Annotated in this window: 12 protein-coding genes; 11 read left to right on the forward strand and 1 reads right to left on the reverse strand. The window is 69.2% G+C overall.

Annotated elements, in window-relative coordinates; all coding sequences use genetic code 11:
- Positions 1-14: 14 nt before the first annotated feature.
- Positions 15-1,064 (reverse strand): phenylalanine--tRNA ligase subunit alpha, encoded by a 1,050-nt coding sequence (gene pheS / locus WME82_RS18905; protein WP_012236022.1) that lies wholly within the window; start codon positions 1,062-1,064, stop codon positions 15-17.
- A 598-nt stretch (positions 1,065-1,662) separates the two neighbouring features.
- Between pheS and WME82_RS18910 the strand changes: the two genes are divergently transcribed.
- From WME82_RS18910 to WME82_RS18960, 11 genes are all read left to right on the forward strand, one after another.
- Positions 1,663-2,715 carry a TRAP transporter substrate-binding protein gene (locus WME82_RS18910; protein WP_438043978.1) on the forward strand — a complete coding sequence of 351 codons (1,053 nt, stop codon included), beginning with the start codon at positions 1,663-1,665 and terminating at the stop codon, positions 2,713-2,715.
- A 197-nt stretch (positions 2,716-2,912) separates the two neighbouring features.
- Positions 2,913-3,380 carry a TRAP transporter small permease gene (locus tag WME82_RS18915; RefSeq protein WP_438043979.1) on the forward strand — a complete coding sequence of 156 codons (468 nt, stop codon included), beginning with the start codon at positions 2,913-2,915 and terminating at the stop codon, positions 3,378-3,380.
- A 20-nt stretch (positions 3,381-3,400) separates the two neighbouring features.
- A complete protein-coding gene (locus tag WME82_RS18920; RefSeq protein ID WP_437746890.1) occupies positions 3,401-4,693 on the forward strand; it encodes a TRAP transporter large permease in 1,293 nt (430 codons plus the stop codon).
- 663 nt (positions 4,694-5,356) lie between these two features.
- Positions 5,357-7,015, forward strand: a complete 1,659-nt coding sequence (locus WME82_RS18925; RefSeq protein ID WP_438043980.1) for a carbohydrate porin — start codon at positions 5,357-5,359, stop codon at positions 7,013-7,015.
- A gap of 76 nt (positions 7,016-7,091) precedes the next feature.
- Positions 7,092-7,910 (forward strand): 5-deoxy-glucuronate isomerase, encoded by an 819-nt coding sequence (locus tag WME82_RS18930; RefSeq protein ID WP_437746892.1) that lies wholly within the window; start codon positions 7,092-7,094, stop codon positions 7,908-7,910.
- Between the two features lie 83 nt (positions 7,911-7,993).
- Positions 7,994-9,301 (forward strand): MFS transporter, encoded by a 1,308-nt coding sequence (locus tag WME82_RS18935; protein WP_438044906.1) that lies wholly within the window; start codon positions 7,994-7,996, stop codon positions 9,299-9,301.
- A 4-nt stretch (positions 9,302-9,305) separates the two neighbouring features.
- Positions 9,306-10,067, forward strand: coding sequence for a 2-dehydro-3-deoxy-D-gluconate 5-dehydrogenase KduD (kduD, locus tag WME82_RS18940; protein WP_437872803.1), 762 nt, complete (start codon positions 9,306-9,308; stop codon positions 10,065-10,067).
- Positions 10,068-10,078: 11 nt separating this feature from the next.
- Positions 10,079-11,167 carry a PfkB family carbohydrate kinase gene (locus WME82_RS18945; protein ID WP_438043981.1) on the forward strand — a complete coding sequence of 363 codons (1,089 nt, stop codon included), beginning with the start codon at positions 10,079-10,081 and terminating at the stop codon, positions 11,165-11,167.
- The gene (locus tag WME82_RS18950) at positions 11,164-11,853 is read left to right on the forward strand and encodes a bifunctional 4-hydroxy-2-oxoglutarate aldolase/2-dehydro-3-deoxy-phosphogluconate aldolase (protein ID WP_438043982.1); all 690 of its coding nucleotides are present in this window, start codon (positions 11,164-11,166) and stop codon (positions 11,851-11,853) included. The genes WME82_RS18945 and WME82_RS18950 overlap by 4 nt, the downstream gene beginning before the upstream one ends.
- Before the next feature lie 29 nt (positions 11,854-11,882).
- Entirely contained in the window at positions 11,883-12,242 is a 360-nt protein-coding gene (locus WME82_RS18955) for a cupin domain-containing protein (RefSeq protein WP_438043983.1), read from the forward strand.
- A gap of 98 nt (positions 12,243-12,340) precedes the next feature.
- On the forward strand, positions 12,341-14,005 hold the full coding sequence (locus tag WME82_RS18960; protein ID WP_438043984.1) for a pectate lyase: 1,665 nt from the start codon (positions 12,341-12,343) through the stop codon (positions 14,003-14,005).
- The last annotated feature ends 78 nt before the right edge of the window (positions 14,006-14,083 follow it).

Genomic DNA, 14,083 nt, shown 5'->3' on the forward strand with positions numbered 1-14,083 from the left:
CGAGGGGCAGCGGCCTAGAGGCTTCCGAGGAAGCGGACGTCGTTCTCGTAGAAGGCGCGGATATCGTCGACGGCGAACTTCATGTTGGCCGTGCGATCCACGCCGATGCCGAACGCCAGCCCCGTGTATTCCTCCGGGTCGATCCCGACGTTCCGGAGCACCGTCGGGTGGACCATGCCGCACCCGAGCACCTCCAGCCAGCCCGTCCCCTTGCACTGCGGGCAGGCGCGGTTCTCGCCGAAACAGACGAGGCAGGACACGTCGAGCTCCGCGCTGGGCTCGGTGAAGGGGAAGTAGCTCGGCCGGAAGCGCGTCCTCGTGGCCTCGCCGAACATCCGGCGGCTGTAGACCTCGAGCAGGCCCTTCAGATCGGCGAGCGACACGTCGCGGTCGACCACGAGCCCCTCGATCTGCACGAACATGGGGCTGTGGCTCGCGTCGTCGTCGCGGCGATACACGACCCCGGGCGCGACGATCATCACCGGCGGAGGGTGGGAGAGCATCTCGCGCACCTGGACCGGGCTCGTGTGCGTCCGGAGGAGCACGTTCTGGCCAGGATCGCCGGCCATGTAGAACGTGTCGTGCATGTCCATGGCCGGGTGATCCGCCGGGAACCCGAGGAGATCGAAGTTGTAGCGCGCGAGCTCGATCTGCGGCCCTTCGGCCACGTCGAACCCGAGCCCGACGAAGATATCGACGATCTCGTCGAGGGTCCGCATGATCGGGTGCGGCCGCCCGGGCGCGCGCCAGCGGCCGGGCAGGGTGATATCGAGGGGCGGCGCGGAGAGCTCGCGATCGCGCGCAGCGCGCTTGATCCTCGCCGTCGCCTCCTCGCGGGCGCGCTCCACGCGGCCCTTGACGGCGTTGAGGCGCTGGCCGAGCGCCTTGCGCTCCTCGGGCGCCGCGCCGGGCAGCTGCTTCATCAGCGCATTGAGCGACCCGCGGCGCCCGAGGAGGCTGGCATACAGGCGGTTCAGCTCATCGAGATCGCCGGCAGCGGCGAACTGGACGTCCACCGTGCGATCGACCTCGTCGATGAGGCGGCCGAGTTCGGGACCACTCATTGCCGCCCCCCTTACCGCGAAGGCCATGGCAAGGCAAGACGTGACCTACGGCGCTGGTCCAGCGCGTGCAGGACGTCCGGGTCGCGGGCGGCGGCGACGGAGCACGCCTGGTCACGAGGGGCAGGCCGCCTGCGCCGAGGAGCCAGCCAGATCCGCGCGCCGCCGCGCCGCGCTCCCCGCGCGCAGCGCGCAACAACCGATGTCCACTCAGTCAACTCCAGGTTGCCAGCGCTCCGGCAGCGCCGGCACAGCGTGTCTGGGGATCTCCGCCGTGCCGCCCTCGCGCCGGCGCCGGCGCCGGCGACGAGCGATGACGCCGCGCCACGCCGCCGCCGACTCTGGAGGTGCGCATCGAGCGAGGCCAGGCGGCCGGAGCGAGACGGCCCGGGACGCGCCAGGCGAGAGCGGGACGGCGCAGCTCACTGCCTGGCGCAGCGATTGCAAACCCGTGGTCCACGTGTGGAGCGCCGCTGAGCTCCGCGCGCGGCCGCCCTCGAGGCCTGCTTGCCGCGGGCTGCCCTCGGCCCTCCGGGACACCGCTGCGCTGCGCCGTGCCGTTCAACCCTCACCGACAACCCCGATTCTGGCGTGCATCGATATGGACAAGAAAGCCGTCTCCTTCGTCGTGCTCGGTTGCCTGCTGGGGATCATCATCACCTCCGGCGCCTTCTCCATGCTGGCCCGCCCCGCGTCCGCCGAGGGCGCGAGCGCAGGGCAAGCGTCCGACGCGACGAGCGCCGGCACGAAGAAGGTGATCCTGAAGCTATCGCACGCGCTCGATCAGTCGCACCCGGTGCACCTCGCCATGGAGTACATGGCGAGGCAGCTCGACAAGCGATCGGGCGGCGCCGTGCAACTGCAGATCTTCCCCAACGGCCAGCTGGGCAGCGAGACCGAGAGCATCGAGCAGGTGCAGCGAGGGGCGCTGGCGATGGTCAAGACCTCCACCGCGCCGCTCGAAGGCTTCATCCCGGAGATGGCGATCTTCGGGCTGCCTTACCTCTTCCGGGACCAGGACCACTACTGGAAGGTTCTCCTCGGCGACGTGGGCAGGGATCTCGCCTCGGCCGGGACGAAGGTGGGCGTGAGGGGCCTCTGTTACTACGACTCCGGGAGCCGCAGCTTCTACACGAGCGGCGCGCCCGTCATGAGCCCTGACGATCTCAAGGGCAAGAAGATCCGCGTCATGCAGAGCAAGACCGCGATGGACATGATCTCGCAGATGGGCGGCGCGCCGACGCCGATCGCGTTCGGTGAGCTGTATTCTGCGCTGCAGCAGGGGATGGTCGACGGGGCCGAGAACAACCCGCCCAGCCTCTTCACGAGCCGTCACTTCGAGGTCACCAAGCACTACTCGCTCGACGAGCATACGCGCGTCCCCGACATCATCCTGTTCAGCCAGAAGATCTGGGAGTCGCTGAGCCCGGAGGTGCAGCGGTGGATCGAGGAGGCGGCCGACGAGTCGGCCGCGTTCCAGCGCGAGGCGTGGAAGAAGAGCACCCAGGACGCCCTGGATGCGCTGAAGAAGGCAGGGGTGACCATCCACGAGCCGGACAAGGAGCCGTTCCGCAGGCAGGTCCAGCCCATGTACGACCGCCTCGAGGGCACGGAGATCGGCAAGCTCGTCAAGCGGATCCAGGAGGTCAAGTGATGGGCGCTCAGGAGCGTCGGGTAGAGCTTTTCGTCGACGGGGAGACGAGCGCCTCTCAGGAGCCTCCGCCGCCGGCGCGAGCGCCGGAGGTGGTTCCGGACGGGCCAGCCCGTCCGGCGAACGCGGGAAAGCGAGCGCCGGGCGTTATCGGGCCGCTCCACAGGCTGCACGCGGGTCTGATCAAGACGCTGGAAGTCGTGCTGGTCGCCGCGTTCGCGGCGCTCACGCTGGACACCCTCTGGGGCGTGTTCTCCCGCTACGTGCTCGGCAACCAGAGCCGCTGGACCGAGGAGCTCGCCGTCTATCTGCTGGTCTGGATCTCGCTCCTCGGCGCCGGGCTCGCCTACGGCGAAAAGGCGCACCTCGGCGTCGACTACTTCGTCGGGAAGATGGATCCGGCGGCCCAGCGCGTCGCGGCGATCGCCATCGAGCTCCTGGTGGCGTCCTTCGCCGGCTTCGCGCTGGTCTACGGCGGCTTCACGCTCGTCTCGAAGACGCTCGAGGCCAAGCAGGTGTCGCCCGCGCTCGGCCTCCAGGTGGGGTACGCCTATCTGGCCGTGCCCATCAGCGGGGTCTTCTTCCTCACGTTCTGCATCGAAAACCTGGTGGAGCTGTTCACCGGGCAGGCGTCGCCCCGGAAGGGCGCGCCTGTCACCGACGCGTAACCCTTCAGCCCGGGCCCGCCATGGAAATCCAAGTCCTCATCCTGGTGTTCAGCTTCTTCGCGCTGCTCCTCCTCAACGTCCCGGTCGCCGTCTGCATCGGCCTCTCCACGGTGCTGACGATCGGCTCGCTCGGCGACGTGCCCACGGCCTACATCGTGGCTCAACGCATGTCGACCGGCATCGCCAGCTTCCCGCTGCTCGCCATTCCCTTCTTCGTCCTCTCCGGCGTGCTCATGGGCGAGGGCGGCATGGCGCGCAGGCTCATGGATTTCGCCAGCGCCGTCGTCGGCCGCTTTCACGGCGGCCTTGCCTACGTCAACACGCTGACCTGCATGCTCTTCGGGGCCGTCTCGGGCTCGGCGGCGGCCGCCGTCTCCTCCGTGGGAGGCTTCATGATCCCGGAGATGGAGCGAAAGAACTACGGCAGGGACTTCAGCGTGGCGCTGACCACGACGTCGGCGACGACCGGGCTCCTGATCCCCCCGAGCAACATCATGATCGTCTACGCCGTGGTGGCCGGGAACGTCTCGGTGGCCGCGCTGTTTCTGGCCGGCGTCATCCCGGGCTTCCTGGTGGGCGTGTGCATCATGGTCGTCGCGTTCCTGGCCAACCGCAAGCAGGCGGTGGGCGTGAGCGAGAAGGTCCCGCTCGGCGCGATCATGCGGAGCTTTGCCCAGGCGATCCCCAGCTTGCTCATGATCCTGATCGTCATGGGCGGGATCCTCACCGGGGTGTTCTCGGCGACCGAGGCCAGCGCGGTGTCCGTGGCTTACGCGTTCCTGCTGGGGGCGCTGTTCTATCGTGAGGTCAAGCTCAGGGACATGCCGCGTATCCTGCTCAAATCCGCCAAGACCACCGCGGTGGTCATGATCCTGGTGGGGGCCAGCCAGGCCATGAGCTGGGTGCTCGCGTTCGAGCAGGTGCCCCAGAGCGTCAGCCAGGCGATGCTCGGGATCTCCCAGAGCCCGTTCGCGACGCTGCTCATCATCAACGTGCTCCTGCTCGTCGTCGGCACCTTCATGGACATGACGCCTGCGGTCCTGATCTTCACGCCCATCTTCCTCCCGGTCGTCACGGGGATGGGCATGAACCCGGTGCACTTCGGCGTCCTGATGGTCACGAACCTGTGCATCGGCCTGTGCACCCCGCCGGTGGGCACTTGCCTGTTCGTGGGGTGCGGCGTCGGCAAGACCACGATCGCCAGGGTGGTCCGGCCGATGCTCCCGATGTTCGCCGCCATGATCGTCGCCCTCATGCTCATCAGCTACGTGCCCCAGCTCTCGCTCTGGCTTCCGGCACAGTTCAACCTCTGAGGCGCGCCCCCGCGCCTGCGACACGCCGGCTGGGCAGGAAGGCCGCTCTCGACGTCGGCACCGCCCGCCGCGTACCGCCGGAGGAGCCCCGCTCCGGCGCCCCGTCAAAGCCCCCTCAACTCACAAGCGGATCGAGAGCTCGCCGCTCCCGCAGGCGTCCGCGCGCGACAGCGACGGTCCATGCGCGCGTCAACCACGGCTGTCGCTCATGTCAACCCGGGGTTTACGGCGTTCCGAGGGGAAACTGCCCTTCGTCCACGGTCAGCACGCCACGTCGTCGTCGGGTCGCCTCAGGGCACGTCATGCGCTCGGGTCGGATCCGGCGCAATCCCGGCTGCGGACGAGCTTGGGTTGGAATTCCTCCTCGGCAAGTCGTGCGCGCCATGGCGTCGCGGCGGCCCTGGGTGCCCTTGGCTCGTCGCTTGCTACTGCGTGCATCAAGCGTGGACGCTGCCAGCGCACCACGCGCTGAGCGAGCCACAGGACGTGCTGTCGGGCCTCGCTCGCCTCGACGACAGCCCCGCTGTTCGCGCTGGTGCAGCCCCAACCCTCCACGAGATCGGCGCCCCCTTGAATTCCATCGTCAGTCCCTGTTGCCACCCTGGGCATGATATTCAGCGCGATCCGGAGCGCGGCTCGTTCTCGACAGACGGAGACGCGTCCGTGTCGTCTACCCGCCTCGCGCGCGGGAGACGATGGGCGAGCGCGCGCAACCTGGTCTGTGCCCTGCTCGGCGCGGCCCTCTGCGCGTCTCCAGCGGTCGTCCACGGGCAGCCGCTGCCTCCTCCCACGACGCCGACGCCCTCGCCGGGCGCGGCTCCCGCCGACGCGACGGCTCCGCCTCCGGAGACGCCGGCCGCGGCGGAGCCCGCCGAGGGCGCGGCTCCGGCCCCCGACGCCGGAGGCGCCGAGCCCGCCGCCGCGGCCATCGCGCCCTCCCAGCAGCCGCAGCAGAAAGAAGAGCGCACGACACCACCGGCGCCGCCGGAGAGCGGGTTCTTCTTCGGCGGCGTCGGCCGCGCCGTCGCGGCCATGGATGGAGACGGCGGGCCTGGGCGTGATGCCGACATCGTCTTGAGAGGCTCGCGCCTCGACGAGTCCACGTTCGTCCAGCTGGACCTGGAGCGGCAGGATTACTGGGAGTCCACCGGCGCCACCACGCGCGTCGCCGTCCGCCTGGCCATAGACGCCCCGACCCTCCACTACAACAACGCGAGGCCGTGGAACATCAACACGTCGCTCCGCAACGCCTTCGTCGAGGAGCGAGACCTCGGCGTCAAGGGGCTGTCCGTGTGGATAGGCTCGCGCCTCTACCGCGGTGACAACTCGGAGCTGCTCGATTTCTGGCCGCTCGACTGGCTGAACACGCTGGGCGGAGGCGTCCGCTACGACCTGCCCTCGAAGCGCACGTACTTCGCGGCGCACGCCGGCATCAACCGGCCGCTCACGCCGTATTACCTCCAGACGGTGGAGCGCTCGCCGGCGCTCAACCAGCCTGGCACGGCGAACGTCAACCTCCTCGATCGCCAGCGGCTCATCTCGAGCTTCAAGGCGAGCCACACCGTTCCGGTCGGGGAGAAAGGCGGCGTCAAGGGCGTCCTGTACGGCGAAGTGCACCAGCTGCCGTCGGGCACGCGCGAGACGGCGGAGGCCGGCGTGTACGAGCGGTTGCCTCGGGACTCCGGGTACGTCATCGGCGCGCAGGTCAGCCCGTTCACCGGCGTGAACAACGGCCACCTGCACCTGTTCCTCCGCTATGCGGGCGACCTCGCGGCGCACGGCGAGTTCGGCACCCCCACGCAGCCCGCGCCGGACGGCACCGCGAGCGGAGCGCACGAGCTCATGTTCACCATGAGCGGCAACTACGAGACGGGGATGCTCGGCCTGATGGCCTCCGGGTACATCCGCTCGTTCCGCAACGCCAGCGAGCCGTTCGACTTCGCGGATCTGGACGAAGGCATCTTCGTCGTTCGGCCGCACTTCTATCTGCGCGACTGGGGAGGCATCGCCGTCGAGGCATCTTACCAGGCGCAGCGGCGCGGGAGGGTCCCGCCCCCGGCCGAGCCCGCGGCGCCGGGCGCGCACGCCGCGGCCAGCCACCACAGCGCGAGCCTCGTGCGCTTCGGGCTCGTGCCGTTCCTGAACGCGGCGGGCAAGGGGGACTTCAAGCGCCCTCAGTTCCGCTTCATCTGGCTCGTGACCCGGCGCGATGAGGGCGCGAAGGCGCTCTATCCGCAGGACGACGTGTTCAGCCAGCGCACGTGGGAGCATTTCATCGGCTTGAACGTCGAGTGGAACATCAAGGCCAGCCCGGCGTTCTGACGCAGCCGCGGGGCTCCGGGGATTCACCGCGTCCATTCGTAAATTCCGTTAACGAAGCAAGGGAAGGGTTTTGTCCATGAAGCCAGTGAACCCTGGTCAGGTCGTGGTCCGCGGGACGGCGTCGCACAGGGGGCGGAAGCTCTTCGTGACGCCGGACAACAGCCCCATGAAGCGCCTGCATTACGGCCGGATCCTGCTCGATCAGAGCGCGCCGAGGGCCCTCTTCGAGACCTCCGGCCGCGAGGTCGGGCTCCTCTGCATGGACGGCCAGTGCGCCGTGCAGGTGAACGGCGAGGACACGATCGGGCTCGGCCGGTACGACGCCATCTACGTGCCTCGCGGATCGACCGTCGAGGTGCGCACGAGCTCGGCGGTCGATCTCGTCGAGTGCGGCGCCGAGGTGGAGGGGGACTATCCCCTCCAGGTCGTCCGCTACAAGGACGTCGAGCAGAGCCCGTCGCTCAAGTTCAAGGCGGGCGGCGACGCCACCACGCGCGAGCTCAGCATCCTGCTCGGCAAGAACGTGCAGGCCGGCCGGATCGTCGCGGGCTTCACGCGCTCGGCGCCGGGGCACTGGACCAGCTGGCCCCCGCACGAGCACACCGACCTGCTCGAGGAGATGTACGTCTATTTCGATATGCCGCCACCGGCGTTCGGCGTGCAATTCGTCTACACGGCCCCGGAGGCGCCCGAGGTGGTCACCGTGGTGCGGGACGGCGACGCCGTGCTGATGCCGGCGGGGTATCACCCGAACGTCGCGGCGCCGGGGCACTCCATCAACTTCGTCTGGCTCATGGCCGCGCACCGCGAGCGCGAAGATCGGGTGTTCGGCGTGGTCAACGTGCAGCCGGAGTTCGCCCAGCGCGGCTCCGGGCTCGAGGCGAGCCTCAAGTAGCCGGCAGGGGAGCGGGCCAGCGTCAGGCGGGTCGAGCTTGGGAGGATAGCTTCATGGTGATGAATTCGGAGTCCACGACGGCCATCGCCGACGCGCCCGCGGGGGTGCCGCGCAGCGCCGACGCCGCGCCGGTTTCGGCCGGCATCGGGCGTTATCGGTGGGTGATCTGCGCCCTCTTGTTCACGGCCGCGACGATCAACTACGTCGACCGGCAGGTCCTCGGCGTCCTCAAGACGACGCTGCAGAAGGAGCTCGGCTACAACGACATCGATTACGGCAACATCGTCACGTCGTTCCAGGCCGCTTACGCCATCGGGATGCTGACGATGGGCCGCCTCATGGATCGCATCGGGACGCGGCGCGGGTTCTCGTTCGCCGTCGGGTTCTGGAGCCTCGCGGCGGCGGCGCACGCGCTCGTCGGCAGCGCCGGGGGGCTCTCGGCGGCGCGGTTCGCCCTCGGCATCGGCGAGGCCGGCATGTTCCCGGGCGCCCTCAAGACGATCGCGGAGTGGTTCCCCAAGAAGGAGCGCGCGCTCGCGACCGGCCTGTTCAACTCCGGCACGAACATCGGCGCGATCGTGTGCCCCCTCGTGGTCCCGTGGATCGCGGTGGCCTGGGGGTGGCGCGCGGCCTTCGCGCTGACCGGCGCGATCGGGGCGCTGTGGATCATCGCCTGGATGATCCTGTATCGCCCCCTCGCGGAGAACCCGCGCGTCACGCCGGAGGAGCGCGCCTACATCACGAGCGAGCCGTCGCCGGCGCCCGGCAAGGTCGGCTGGCTCAGCCTGATCCCGCACCGCCAGACGTGGGCGTTCGCGATCGGCAAGTTCATGACCGATCCGTTCTGGTGGCTTTACCTGTTCTGGGTCCCCGACTTCCTGAACCGCAAGCATGGATTGAACCTCCTCCAGATCGGCCCGCCGCTCGTCACGATCTACCTGCTCTCCGACGTGGGCAGCATCGCCGGCGGCTGGTTCTCCTCGATGCTGATGCGCCGCGGCTGGACGGCGAACGCGGCGCGCAAGACCGCGATGCTCGCCTGCGCGCTCGGCGTGGCGCCCGTCTTCCTCGCGACGCGCACCGACTCGCTGTGGGGCGCCGTGCTGCTCCTCGGCCTCGCGACCGCAGCGCACCAGGGCTTCTCGGCGAACCTGTTCACGCTCACCACGGACATGTTCCCGTCGCAGGCCGTGGGGTCGGCCGTCGGGTTCGGGGGCATGGCCGGGGCCATCGGCGGGATGCTCATCGCGCAGATCGCGGGCCGCGTCCTCCAGCTCACGGGGAGCTACTCGACGCTGTTCATCATGGCGGCGTCTGCCTACGTGCTCGCGCTCGCCATCATTCACGCGCTCGTGCCGCGGCTCGAGGCCGCGCAGCTGAAGCAGGGATAAGACAATGACGAATGATCCGTTTCGTTTGGACGGCAAGGTCGCGCTCGTGACGGGCTCGGCCACGGGCATCGGCGCCGCGATCGCGACGGCGCTCGCGGCGGCGGGCGCGGACATCGCGTGTCACGGCAAGGACGAGCCGGGCGAGGCCACCATGGCGGCGGTGCGGAAGCTCGGGCGTCGCGCCACCGGCATGGCCGCGGATCTCGCGGATCGCGCCTCACACGCCGAGCTCGTCCGGAGGGCGAAGGCCGAGCTCGGGCGCATCGACATCCTCGTGAACAACGCAGGTCTCATCCGGCGGTCGCCGGCCGTCGAGTACGCCGAGGAGGACTGGGATCTCCTGATCGAGGTCAACCTGACGTCCGCGTTCCGCCTGTCGCAGCTCGCCGGGAAGCAGATGCTCGAGCAGGGGTCGGGCAGGATCGTGAACATCGCGTCGCTGCTCTCGTTCCAGGGCGGGATCCTGGTGCCGGCCTACGCGGCGTCCAAGGGTGGGATCGCGCAGCTGACGAAGGCGCTCGCGAACGAGTGGGCCGGGAGGGGCGTCAACGTGAACGCGGTCGCCCCGGGGTACATCACGACGGACAACACGGCGGCGCTCAGGGCCGACGAGGCGCGCAGCCGGCAGATCCTCGATCGCATCCCGGCGGGGCGCTGGGGCGAGCCGAGCGACATCGCGGGAGCTGCGCTGTTCCTGTGCTCGGAGGCGAGCAGGTACGTCCACGGCCACGTGCTGGTCGTCGACGGCGGGTGGATGAGCCGTTGAGGAGCGTGAAGATGAAGATCCGAAATGCAAAGAGCTGTGCGTGGGACCAGGTGAGCCTCGGGGAGGTGATGCTGCGCCTCGACCCGGGAGAGCGGCGGATCCACACCGCGCGGGCGTTCGACATCGGGGAGGGAGGGGGGGAGTACAACGTGGCGCGGGGGCTCCGGCGCTGCTTCGGGCTCCGGACAGCCATCGTCACGGCGCTCGCGGACAACCCGGTCGGGCGGCTGATCGAGGACCTGATGCTCCAGGGCGGGGTCGACACCTCCCACGTGCGCTGGGTCGATTACGACGGTGTGGGCCGCGAGGCGCGCAATGGCCTCAACTTCACCGAGCGCGGCTTCGGGCCGCGCGCCGCCGTGGGGTGCTCGGATCGCGGCCACAGCGCGGCCTCCAGGCTGAAGGCCGGCGATCTCCCGTGGAAGGCCGTCTTCGGGGAGCGCGGCGCCCGCTGGTTCCACACGGGCGGCATCTTCTGCGCGCTCTCGGAGAGCACGGCCGGCGTGGCGCGCGAGGCCATGGAGGCCGCGCGCGAGCACGACGTGCGGATCTCCTACGATCTCAACTACCGGCCCTCGCTCTGGAAGAACTTCGGCGGCCAGGCGAGGGCGCGCGAGGTCAACCGCGCCCTCATGCCGCACGTCGACTGCCTCTTCGGCAACGAGGAGGACTTCGTCGCGGCGCTCGGCTTCGAGGTGCCCGGCGTCGATGAGGGCTATCGCCAGCTCGACACGACGGGGTTCCGCCGGATGATCTCGGAGGTCGTCGCGACGTACCCCAACATCTCGGTCGTGGCCACGAGCCTCAGGACGGCCAGGAGCGCGAGCGTCAACGGCTGGGGCGGCATCCTGTACTGCAAGGGCGAGTTCTACGAGGTCGCCCAGCGAGACATCGAGATCCTCGACCGCGTCGGAGGGGGCGACTCGTTCGCCTCGGGGATCATCTATGGGCTCCTCTCGGAGCAGAGCCCGGAGTGGGCGCTCCAGTGCGGCGTCGCGCACGGGGCGCTCGCGATGTCGACGCCGGGAGACACGTCGATGGCGTCGCTCGCCGAGGTGCGGCGGGCGATGAGCGGGGCCAGCGCGAGGATCGATCGATGAAGCAAGCGATGAATCACGCGATGGACCGAGAGCACGTCGTCCGCCGCATCGAGGAGATCGGCGTCGTCCCCGTGGTGCGCGCGTCGAGCGGCGCGCTCGCCGTGCGCGCCGGTCGCGCGCTGTGCGCGGGAGGGATCGAGGTCCTCGAGATCACGATGACAATCCCGGACGCCCTCGCCGTGATGCATGAGATCATCTCGCAGATGGGGAATAACGTCCTCGTCGGCGCGGGTACGGTGCTCACCGCGGACGCCGCCCGCGGGTGCATCGAGGCCGGCGCGCAGTTCATCGTGAGCCCGGGGCTCGACCTCGAGGTCATCCGCGCGGCGCGCGAGCTCGGGAAGGCGGTCTTCCCCGGGGCGCTCACCCCGACCGAGGTGATCGCCGCGTGGAGCGCCGGCGCCGACGCGGTGAAGGTGTTCCCGTGCTCCGCGATGGGAGGCGCGAAGTACCTGCGCGCGCTGCGGGGGCCGCTCCCGCACGTGAAGCTGCTGCCGACCGGCGGGGTCAACCTCGCGACCGCGCGCGAGTTCATCGAGGCCGGCGCCGTGGCGCTCGGCGTCGGCGGCGAGCTCGTCGACGCGGCCGCGCTGGAGGCCGGCTGCGACGAGGTCCTCACGGAGCGCGCGCGGGAGTTCCTTTCCGTGGTCCGGTCCGCGCGGGCCGGGATCGAGAATCGCGCCTGAGCGGGCCGCCGCGAGGCGCTGGAGGAAGCATGAGTGTTCTGAAGAAAAGCGATGTCCCGAGCCTGGCTCGCGTGTCGGGCGATGCGGTGGAGTTCTTCACGCCCGAGCCGGGGCTCAAGCGCCGGGTGCTGGCCCACAACCCCAACCTGATGCTCGTCGAGCACCACATGGAGGTCGGCTGGGCCGGAGCGCGCCACAGCCACCCTCACGATCAGCTGGTCTATATCATCTCCGGACACCTCAAGTTCTCGTGTGGAGACGAGGAGTTCGAGGCGCGGTCCGGGGACAGCTTCGTGGTCCGCGGGGGCGTCGAGCACCAGGCCTGGGCGTTCGAGCCGTCCGTCGTGCTCGACGTGTTCACCCCCGCGCGCGAAGAGTACATGCCCTGAGCGCGGGAATCCGGTCAGCCTTTCAGTTCACCAAGATCATCCTGTCTTTTCGACGGGCCCTGCGACCGACGCAGCGGCCCTGTGCGATCGAGGAGCCTATGAAACGCAGAACGTTCGCGATGTCGATCCTCTTGCCCCTCGCGCTGGCCGCCTGCGGCGGGGACAGCGAGCCGGGCCCTGGTCCCGGCCCGGAAGTGCCGCCCGAGATGGTCCCGTACGTCGACGCGATGAAGCGCGCGGCCACCTTCATGAGCGAGGAGGTCGCGTACAAGGGCGGTTACGTGTGGAACTACCTCCCGGATCTCTCGCGGAGCTGGGGCGAGATGGAGGCGAAGCGCACCATGCTGTGGGTGCAGCCGCCCGGCACGCCGTCGATGGGGCACCTCTACCTGGACGCTTACCACGCCACCGGCGACGAGCTCTATTACAAGGCTGCCGAGCAGGTCACGCTCGCCCTGATCGAGGCCCAGCACGAGGCCGGCGGCTGGAACTACATCTATGACTTCGCGGGCGAGGAGTCGCTCAAGGACTGGTACGACACCATCGGCAAGAACGGCTGGCGGCTCGAGGAGTTCCAGCATTACTACGGCAACGCGACGTTCGACGACGCGGGCACCGCCGTGGCCTCGCAGCTCCTCCTGCGCATGTACCTCGAGAAGAAGGACGAGCGGTTCCGCGAGCCCCTCTACAAGGCGATCGGCTTCGTCACGGAGAGCCAGTACGAGGGGGGCGGCTGGCCGCAGCGCTTCCCGCTGATGGGCAAGGGCGGCCAGCCCGACTACACGAGCTACATCACCTTCAACGACGACGTGGCCGGAGAGAACATCAAGTTCCTGATCATGTGCCACCTCGCGCTGGGCGAGTCGCAGCTGCTCGGGAACATCGAGCGCGCCATGGACAACTTCGTCGCGTTGCAGCAGCCCGCGCCGCAGCCCGCGTGGGGCCTTCAGTTCACGCAGGACGGCAAGCCGGCCGGGGCGCGGACCTACGAGCCGGAGGCGCTGACCACCCACACGACGGCCAACAACATCCAGCAGCTGCTCAATTTCTACAACCTGACCGGGGACGAGAAGTACATCGCCCGCGTGCCCGAGGCGCTGGACTGGCTGGACAAGGTCAAGCTGCCGCCGGAGCTCGTGGAGATCTTCCCCGACCGAACACACCCCACGTACATCGAGATCGGGACCGACGTGCCGCTCTACGTCCACCGGCGCGGCTCGAACGTCGTCAACGGCGAGTATTACTTCGACAAGGACCCCGCGAAGCCCATCGGCCACTACGGGCAGGCGCGCAAGCTCGACGTGGACGCCATGCGCGCCCGCTACGAGGAGCTCGCGGCGATGTCGCCCGAGGAGCTGGCGGCGGGCTCGCCCCTCAAGATCGCGGGGCCGGTGGAGCTCCCGCGGTACTTCTCGCTGCGCGAGGTGAAGCTCGACGACCTGTACGCGGGCGCCACGATGACGACCGCGCCGGTGACCGAGGAGGAGGCGCTGAAGCTCGTCGGAGAGCTCAACGCGGAGGGATACTGGCCGACCAAGATCACGATGATCACGAACCCCTACGTCAGCCCTGGCACGGATGAGCCTTATCTCGAGGACGCGTACGCCACCACGCACGTCGGCGATCGCAACGATACCTCGCCTTACGACCCGACCAAGGCGCCGGCGACCTACCCGGCCGAGGAGTCGCCGACGGGCATCTCGGTGGAGGGCTTCATCAAGAACATGGGCGTCCTCATCGCCCATGTCGCGCCCGTGAAGTAGCCTCGACTTGGGCACAGCTGGCCGGTGTCAGACAGCCGTGTCCAAGCACGCTCCGCGTCTCTCGCGCACAGGGAGCGC

This window comes from Sorangium sp. So ce128 (genome assembly GCF_051525245.1).
GTDB lineage: Bacteria > Myxococcota_A > Polyangia > Polyangiales > Polyangiaceae > Sorangium > Sorangium cellulosum_B.

Bases quoted from the DNA above. Each gene is read 5' to 3' on its own strand.
- WME82_RS18920 (WP_437746890.1), top strand. From the start codon at position 3,401: ATGGAAATCCAAGTCCTCATCCTGGTGTTCAGCTTCTTCGCGCTGCTC.
- WME82_RS18945 (WP_438043981.1), top strand. From the start codon at position 10,079: ATGAAGATCCGAAATGCAAAGAGCTGTGCGTGGGACCAGGTGAGCCTC.
- WME82_RS18910 (WP_438043978.1), top strand. From the start codon at position 1,663: ATGGACAAGAAAGCCGTCTCCTTCGTCGTGCTCGGTTGCCTGCTGGGG.
- pheS (WP_012236022.1), bottom strand. From the start codon at position 1,064: ATGAGTGGTCCCGAACTCGGCCGCCTCATCGACGAGGTCGATCGCACG.
- WME82_RS18950 (WP_438043982.1), top strand. From the start codon at position 11,164: ATGAAGCAAGCGATGAATCACGCGATGGACCGAGAGCACGTCGTCCGC.
- WME82_RS18955 (WP_438043983.1), top strand. From the start codon at position 11,883: ATGAGTGTTCTGAAGAAAAGCGATGTCCCGAGCCTGGCTCGCGTGTCG.
- WME82_RS18960 (WP_438043984.1), top strand. From the start codon at position 12,341: ATGAAACGCAGAACGTTCGCGATGTCGATCCTCTTGCCCCTCGCGCTG.
- kduD (WP_437872803.1), top strand. From the start codon at position 9,306: ATGACGAATGATCCGTTTCGTTTGGACGGCAAGGTCGCGCTCGTGACG.
- WME82_RS18930 (WP_437746892.1), top strand. From the start codon at position 7,092: ATGAAGCCAGTGAACCCTGGTCAGGTCGTGGTCCGCGGGACGGCGTCG.